The sequence below is a fragment of the Endozoicomonas sp. ALC013 genome (assembly GCF_049310205.1).
Taxonomy (GTDB): Bacteria; Pseudomonadota; Gammaproteobacteria; order Pseudomonadales; family Endozoicomonadaceae; genus Endozoicomonas.
In genome coordinates this window covers 1-3,096 of the sequence record NZ_JBLYNS010000292.1, presented here as the reverse complement: position 1 = coordinate 3,096, position 3,096 = coordinate 1, and the positions used below count along the sequence as shown (strand labels likewise).

The 3,096-nt window shown below is 47.5% G+C and carries 1 protein-coding gene; it reads left to right on the top strand.

The genetic code is table 11. The features are described from left to right. Positions 1 to 3,035, top strand: a 3,035-nt coding sequence (locus ACO6V1_RS23230; RefSeq protein ID WP_422468876.1) for an RAP domain-containing protein, incomplete at its 5' end; no start/stop codon positions are given. Positions 3,036 to 3,096: the final 61 nt, after the last annotated feature.

Genomic DNA, 3,096 nt, shown 5'->3' with positions numbered 1-3,096 from the left:
CGCGTCATGAATTTTATCGTGCTTCTGACGCCTGCTCTGCTAACCATCCACCAAGACATTCAATAAAACCGGTTCAGGATTTTAATGCTCTCATCACACAAGAAAGAATGGATGAACTGATGAGGATATCTACTCATTATGGTGATCGCTATAATGGGAAAAAACACAGTCAATTTGCCACTTTAATTAAACAATACACATTAGCGTCACAACGATCTTTAAATCACAGTGAACAACGTCAACTGATACCATTGTTACACAATTTTAAAGCGACACCCCTGTGGGGCTGGCGAAGCCTGACGACAACGTTTCATTCATTTACTTCGGCGGGTGTTTTTACCCCTCATACATACATGGATGCGTGTGTTAAGGAAACTCAAGCTGTTCTACTGTCAAATTTGCTTGATCTGGTAATACTTAAGTGCAACCAAAAACCTGAAACCAGGGATATTGATGCGCAAGGTACCGCCAACCTGCTGTGGGCCTTGGCGAAACTGGTGGGCAACGGGCTGGAGTTGGAAAAGACACCCAGGATCAAAGAGGCTGTTGCTGCGCTGTTGCCCCGGGTGAAAACCAAAGCCGAATCAAAAGAAGAAAAAGACCACTTTATTCCTCAGCATATCTCCAACCTGCTGTGGGCGTTGGCGAAATTGGTAGACAACGGGCTGGAGCTGGAGAAAACACCGAAGCTCAAAGAGGCCTTAGCTGCGCTGCTGCCCCATGTGAAAACCAAAGCCGAATCAAAAGCAGAGAAAGACCACTTCAACATTCAAGCTACCACCAACCTGCTGTGGACTCTGGCGAAACTGGTGGACAACGGGCTGGAGCTGGAGAAGACAGCGCAGCTCAAAGAGGCCGTGGCCGCGCTGTTACGCCATGTGAAAACCAAAGCCGAATCAAAAGAAGAGAAAGACCACTTCGACACTCAAGCGACCGCCAACCTTCTTTGGGCCATGGCGAAACTGTTGGACAATGGGCTGGAGTTGGAGAAGGCTCCGAAGCTCAAAGAGGCGGTAGCCGCGCTGTTACCCGATGTGAAAACCAAAGCCGAATCAAAAGAAGAGAAAGACCACTTTATTCCTCAGCATATCGCCAACCTGCTGTGGGCCTTCGCGAAACTGGTGGACAACGGACTGAAGCTGGAGAAGACAGCGAAGCTCAAAGAGGCCGTCGCCGCACTGTTGCCCCATGTGAAAACCAGAGCCGAATCAAAAGAAGCGAAAGACCACTTTATTCCTCAACATATCGCCAATCTGCTGTGGGCCTTGGCGAAACTGGTCGAAAACGGGCTGGAGATTGAGAAAACACCGCAGCTCAAAGTTGCCGTTGCTGCGCTGTTGCCCCGGGTGAAAACCAAAGCCGAATCAAAAGAAGAGAGAGACCACTTCAATCCACAGGAAGTCGCCAACCTGATGTGGGCCGTGGCGAAACTGGTGGACAACAGGCTGGATCTGGGGAAGACACCGAAGCTCAAAGAGACCGTAGCCGCACTTTTGTCCTATGTAAAAACCAGAGCCGAATCAAAACAACAGAAAGTGCACTTTATTCCTCAACATATAACCAGCCTGCTGTGGGCCGTGGCGAAACTGGTGGACAATGGGCTGGAGATGACAGCGAAGCTCAAAGAAGTTGTGGCCGCGCTGTTGCCACATGTAAAAACCAAAGCCGAATCAAAAGAAGAGAAAGACCACTTCAACACTCAAGGTATCACTAACCTGCTGTGGGCTGTGGCGAAACTGGTGGACAATGGGCTGGCGTTAGAGAAGGCACCAAAGCTAACCGAGGCGGTAGCCGCGCTGTTACCCCATGTGAAAACCAAAGCCGAATCAAAAGAAGAGAAAGACCACTTTATTCCTCAGCATATCGCCAATCTGCTGTGGGCCTTGGCAAAACTGGTGGACAACGGGCTGGAGCTGGAGCTGGAGAAGACAGCGATCCTCACAGAGGCCCTGGCCGCGCTTTTGTACCATGTGAAAACCAAAGCCAAATCAAAAGAAGAGAAAGACCACTTTATTCCTCAGCATATCGCCAACCTGTTGTGGGCCGTGGCAAAACTGGTGGACAATGGGCTGGAGCTGGAGACGACAGCGATCCTCAAAGAGACCCTGGCCGCGCTTTTGTACCATGTGAAAACCAAAGCCAAATCAAAAGAAGAGAAAGACCACTTTATTCCTCAGCATATCGCCAACCTGTTGTGGGCCGTGGCAAAACTGGGTGAGGCTATTGAGCTGAACCTGGTTAAATCTACGTTCGATTCTCTTGTCGAAAGAATCAGTGAAAACCCCCAGTTCCCTCAACAAGGTATATTGATGTCTCTCTGGGGAGTAATGGTATTTTGTGCCAGGTTTTATCTTTGTAATGGCACCAATAATAAAAGCTCGCTTGAAAAGCACATAGGTGCACTATTTTCTCGCCTGGAAAATACATTCCCAATAGATACAGAGTATGAATCCATCATTGCCATGGGCGCAAGCTGGCTTGGAAGAGCGTGTCTGGTCGTCCCCCATTACCCGACAGTTATTTCACAATCTCAATCCACCTTCCGCGATCAACTGCAATCCAGCCTTCCGTCTTTGAAGATTGAAGAAGAAAAGAGTCTGAACTCATTACCTCCGATTGACCTGCTACTGCCAGATTACAACATGGTCATCGACGTTCAGGGACCTTCTCATTACGTGAATGGTGATTTCAAAACCAGGAATGGCTCGACTTTGCTTAAAATCGTCCTGCTGCAAAAATTAGGATTTGAGGTCATTGAAATCCCGGTGAACAAGCTTTGGAAACAGGATTCAATGACAAGAGTTATTGAGCAAATTAAGACAAAGTTAGCCGTCTCGCCAGAGGCCCATGGTCCTGTGTCACCTGACAGCAGCAGGGAGTGGGCGGCAGGTGAGGAATATTTTACTGCTGATGAAGGAGGGCAATTTTCGGATGACTGTTATTTTACCGCTGAAGAATATTTAGAAGAGCAAATAAATAAACCAAAAAAGAGAAAAAGAAAGAGAAAAAAAGCCAGTAAAACTAATGCCTGTTGATGCCGTAGAGTAGTCTACATTTTATGTTTCCCATGAATTAATGAAATATAATTATGGAAAA